The organism is Mesorhizobium sp. M7A.F.Ca.ET.027.03.2.1, from assembly GCF_003999175.1.
In the GTDB taxonomy this organism is placed as follows: domain Bacteria; phylum Pseudomonadota; class Alphaproteobacteria; order Rhizobiales; family Rhizobiaceae; genus Mesorhizobium.
The window spans coordinates 1-2,339 of the sequence record NZ_RZOM01000986.1; the positions used below are offsets into that span (position 1 = coordinate 1).

The 2,339-nt window shown below is 63.2% G+C and carries 3 protein-coding genes; 2 read left to right on the top strand and 1 reads right to left on the bottom strand.

Annotated features, from left to right (window positions below):
- A partial coding sequence (locus EN750_RS30030; protein WP_145968043.1) for an ABC transporter substrate-binding protein occupies positions 1–843 on the bottom strand: 843 nt, incomplete at its 3' end.
- A gap of 179 nt (positions 844–1,022) precedes the next feature.
- On the opposite strand from EN750_RS30030, the gene EN750_RS30035 reads away from it, so the two are divergent.
- Together EN750_RS30035 and EN750_RS30040 are read left to right on the top strand one after the other, a co-directional pair.
- Positions 1,023–1,550 (top strand): flavin reductase, encoded by a 528-nt coding sequence (locus EN750_RS30035; RefSeq protein WP_095791541.1) that lies wholly within the window; start codon positions 1,023–1,025, stop codon positions 1,548–1,550.
- The coding region (locus EN750_RS30040) for a MoxR family ATPase (protein ID WP_145968044.1) at positions 1,547–2,339 on the top strand (793 nt) is incomplete at its 3' end. The genes EN750_RS30035 and EN750_RS30040, both read left to right, overlap by 4 nt.

Consider the following 2,339-nt stretch of genomic DNA (forward strand, 5'->3'; position numbering starts at 1 on the left):
CTTCTTAGCGTCAAATGCCGCCAGCACTTTTGGATCGGCGACATCGGCCCATTCAGGCAGTGCGATCATCAGCGTGCCCACGGCATAGGGTACATCGCCCGGCGGTGTGCGGAGATTTTCGCCGCCGGCAAAGACGATGCCCGCCTGAAGCTGTGCGGCATCGCGGCCCATGATGGCGATGTCGTCGCCGTCGCCACCGGCAAAGACATGCGTCGCGCCAGCCTTCTTCAGCCGGCCGATCATGCCGATCTGGTTGTCGAGCTGTGGCCGGAACGTGTCGACGAATACCGGTTTCAGCGCTGCCTGTTCGGCCGCTGCCCGCAACGTCTCGACGATCTCACGTCCGTAGATGGTGCCGTCGTCGATAATGGCGAACAGCTCGTTCTGCCATAGATGGGTGAGGGCGGACGCGATGGCGTTGCGCTCATCGTCGCCGCGTGGCCCGAGGCGATAGACCGGCCAGCCGGTCTTGGCGCGGCGGTCGGTCAGGCTTTCGGTCCGTACGCCAATGGTGATGACCGGAATGCCGGCGTCCTTCAGGATCGGCATCGCCGCCTCGATCGCCTCGGTGCAGAGAAAGCCGACCACGATATTGACCTTGGCAGCGGCGAATTCCCTGGCCGCGACAGCGCCACCATCGGCGGTGCAGGCGTCATCCACGGTCTTCAGTTCGATGCCGTTCGCGTCGGCCGCCAGGCCGGTCCCGGCCTCGATCTGCTTGCCGAGAATGGCAGATGGTCCCGATATCGGTGCCGCGACGCCGACGAGCAGCGTCTGGGCATTCGCGGCACTGGCCAGAAACAGCCAGAACAGCGCCGCTATTGTTCTTGTCCTGGGTCGCATTCGAGCGATGGGTCCCTCCGTGCCGGCTCTATGCTCCCGGCACTATTGCCGCCAAGACCTAAAGGCTGCCCGGCCTTGGTGCAACACGGGAATTTCGGGATATGGCTCAGGCACTTCGCTTGTGGCGGGCTATATCTGGCCATATATGTCGGTAGGATCCTGACCATGGAAAAAATACGGTGCTGAAGAAGAACGACATTGGGCCGCAGGCCTATCGCGACGCGATGAGCCACTTTGCCGGCCACGTCCATGTGGTCACCACCGACGGGCCGGCCGGCAAGCGCGGCACGACGGTGATCGCCGCCTGTTCGGTGTCGGACACGCCGCCGACCATCCTGGTCTGTCTCAACCGCGAAAATGCCAAAAATGAGCTGTTCGTGAAAAACGGCAGGTTTGCCCTGAACACGCTGGCCTCGCACCAGGAGCCGCTGTCGGTCGGCTTTTCCGGCATCACCGGCCTGCCGGTCGAGGAACGTTTCGCGCTTGGCGAATGGGATGTGATCTCCACCGGCGCGCCGACGCTGAAAGGCGCGCTTGCCGTGTTCGACTGCGAATTGATCGACACCAAGGATCTGGCCACCCATCGTGTGCTTTTTGGCAAGGTGACAGGTCTGCGTATGGGCGATAATTTGCGGCCGCTGATCTACCACGCCCGCGGCTACCACGTTCTGGACAGCGGAGCGGCGGCGTTCACGGAGAAAGAATGACCGAGCTGAAACCGCGCGCCGCGCCACGGACGATCGACGAGACGCTCGATCTCCTGACCGGTGCGGACTATGTGGCGGACCGGTCGCTGGCGACCGTGCTGTTCCTGTCGTTGCGTATGAAGCGGCCGCTGTTCCTCGAGGGCGAGGCCGGCGTCGGCAAGACCGAGATCGCCAAGGTGTTGGCACAGGCGCTCGGTCGCCGGCTGATCCGCCTGCAGTGCTATGAAGGCCTCGACGTTTCGTCCGCCGTCTATGAGTGGAACTACGCCGCGCAGATGATCGAGATCCGCATGGAGGAGGCGGCCGGCAAGGTCGAGCGCTCCGCCATGGAGCGCAACGTCTTTTCCGAAAAATACCTGATCCGCCGCCCGGTGCTCGATGCGCTGACCGGAAAGACGGGCGCTGCCCCGGTTTTCCTGATCGATGAGCTCGACCGCACCGACGAGGCCTTCGAGGCCTTTCTGCTCGAAATCCTGTCCGACTTCCAGGTGACGGTGCCCGAACTCGGCACCATCAAGGCGGAAGAACCGCCGATCGTCATCATCACCACCAATCGCACCCGCGAAATCCACGATGCGCTGAAGCGGCGCTGCCTCTATCACTGGGTCGACTATCCCAACGCCGAGCGCGAACTCGAGATCGTGCGCCGTAAGGTGCCGCAGGCCAACCAGCGGCTTTCGGCCGAAGTGGTCTCCTTCATCCAGAAGCTGCGCCAGATCGAATTGTTCAAGGTGCCTGGCGTCGCCGAAACCATCGACTGGGCCGGCGCGCTGACCGAACTCGACAAGG